The following is a 2,515-nucleotide window of genomic DNA, read 5'->3' on the forward strand; positions in this document are numbered from 1 at the left end:
AGCTTTTCGGTTTTGCTTATAAAAGTACGAATTTCTCTCTGTGGTAGCAAACGATTTTTTATTTGTTACCTTTGAATCGCTAATAAAAATAATGACTCAGGAAAATTCGTTATTATCGGTCAATAATTTACAGGTCAGCTTCTGGACGGAAAACGGGATAATGCAGGCAGTGAACGGAATCTCTTTTTCACTGGGAAAAGGCAAAACCCTTGGTATTGTAGGCGAATCCGGCTCCGGCAAATCGGTAACGGCTCTTTCGGTAATGCGACTGATACCCGAACCTCCGGGAAAAATTGCAGAAGGAGAAATTTTCTTTCATCCGGAAGGGAAACAAGCCGTTGACCTCCTCCAGCTTCAGGAAAAAGAACTCCGGCATTTTCGCGGAAGCGATATTGCCATGATTTTCCAGGAACCGATGACCTCACTTAACCCGGTGATCCGTTGCGGAAAACAAATTACCGAAGCCATCTGCCTTCACCAGAAAGTAAGTAAAAAAGAAGCCCGGGCAAAAACCCTATCTTTGTTTAATGAAGTGTTGCTTCCCCGCCCTGAAAAAATATTTGATGCCTATCCGCATGAGATTTCCGGCGGGCAAAAACAACGGGTAATGATTGCCATGGCTATATCGTGCAATCCGGCAGTACTCATAGCCGACGAACCTACCACCGCCCTTGATGTTACGGTGCAAAAAACCATACTCGAACTGCTGAAAAGCCTTCAGCAAAAATACGGGATGGCTGTTATTTTTATTTCGCACGACCTGGGAGTGATAGCCGAAATTGCCGACGAAGTTTGCGTGATGTACAAGGGAGAAATCGTTGAGCAGGGAAACGTCGCAGAAATTTTTGAGAATCCGCAGCATCCTTATACCAAAGGATTGATTGCCTGTCGCCCGCCACTCGACAAGCGGTTGCGGTTTTTGCCTACGGTGAGCGATTTTTTAAATAATTCCGCTACGGTTAACGGTGGAAATATTAATTTTTCTGAAAACTTTGTTATTACAACGGAAGAGAGAAAAGCGGTTCACCTGCAGATTTTTGCGAAAGAACCGGTTTTACAGGTAAAAAATCTCCAGACCTGGTTTCCGGTGCGGAAAGGGGTTTTCGGGAAAACAAACACTTATGTAAAAGCCGTTGACGATGTAAGTTTCGATGTGTACCCTGGTGAAACTTTGGGATTGGTTGGCGAAAGCGGTTGTGGCAAAACCACCTTGGGACGCAGCATCCTCCGGTTGCAGCAACCTACCGGCGGCAATGTTTATTTTTACGGAAAAGACATTGCCACCCTGTCGCGAAGCAAAATGCGCCATTTGCGAAAAAAACTGCAAATCATTTTTCAGGACCCGTATTCTTCGCTTAATCCCCGCTTAACCATAGGTTCTGCCATTATGGAGCCTATGAAAGTGCATGGCATTTATGAGAACAACCGCATCCGTAGGGAGAAAGTGATAGAACTACTCGAAAAAGTAAACCTCGAAGCAGGACATTTTAACCGTTATCCTCATGAATTTTCGGGCGGGCAACGGCAACGGATTTGCATTGCAAGGGCATTGACTACCAACCCACGGTTTATCATCTGCGACGAATCGGTGTCGGCACTTGACGTGTCGGTACAGGCACAGGTACTTAATCTGCTTAACCAATTGAAAAAAGAGTTTGGGTTTACCTATATTTTTATCTCACACGATCTTTCGGTGGTAAAATTCATGTCCGACCGCATGGCGGTGATGAAAGACGGTAAAATAATGGAAATAGGCGATGCTGATGCCATTTATGCCCACCCGCAGACGGAATACACCCAAAAACTGATAAAAGCAATACCTAAAAGGTAAGAGGGGGCGTTTTTTACGTTTTGTACCGGTTTACAACGCATTTGTACTCCGTTTAAACAGGCTCTGTTCAAAGTAACTGTGCCATTCTATAATTTTTCTTTTTCAAAGCCCCCCAAACAAAAGGATTTTTTTGGAATTTTTTTTATTTTGTAAATCGTTTGTCAAAGATAATAGGTAATTGCGATTGTATGGCGCGCCATCCAAATATTGGTGTCTGCCAATTGTCTGCCACAAGTTGTTTTTGAATTAGATACAGCAGTTTCATTAGCGCCGTATCGCTGCTAAATATTTAATATTTATAACGAAAAAAATCTCTATACTGCGAAAAAATATAATAATAACTACCGTAAAAAAATAGTTTTTAATTACTTTTCTGCCACAATAACATCCTGAAAGTTTAAAGATATTTCTTTAGGTCTTCCTGACCAGAATCCGTACAAAGTCTGCACAATTTTCAGGTTATTTTTGGGGAAGAGGATATTGATATAACTTTCTTCATAAGCTACATTTGCAGTATCGGTAATTGTGTCCATCAGGTAAAAATCTTCTTTTTCATGTTTAAAAATAAAGGCAGGAGCTTTCAGGCTGTATGTTTTTGCTTCCTGGTTCATTAAAAAGAACGTAACACAACATTTTCCTCCTTTTTTTAAAACCCGGGCTATTTCGGAGGTGTAGTTTTCTACT

2 protein-coding genes are annotated in these 2,515 nt (G+C 41.8%); one reads left to right on the forward strand and one right to left on the reverse strand.

The window, feature by feature from the left end:
• Positions 1–91: 91 nt before the first annotated feature.
• A complete protein-coding gene (locus M0R21_13805) occupies positions 92–1,831 on the forward strand; it encodes an ABC transporter ATP-binding protein (protein ID MCK9618898.1) in 1,740 nt (579 codons plus the stop codon).
• A gap of 365 nt (positions 1,832–2,196) precedes the next feature.
• On the opposite strand, the gene M0R21_13810 is transcribed toward M0R21_13805, so the two are convergent.
• A partial coding sequence (locus M0R21_13810; protein MCK9618899.1) for a hypothetical protein occupies positions 2,197–2,515 on the reverse strand: 319 nt, incomplete at its 5' end.

It is taken from the genome of Lentimicrobiaceae bacterium (assembly GCA_023227965.1).
Classification (GTDB): Bacteria; Bacteroidota; Bacteroidia; order Bacteroidales; family JALOCA01; genus JALOCA01.

Excerpts from the sequence above, each read along its gene's own strand:
- M0R21_13805 (MCK9618898.1), top strand. The coding sequence starts at position 92 with ATGACTCAGGAAAATTCGTTATTATCGGTCAATAATTTACAGGTCAGC.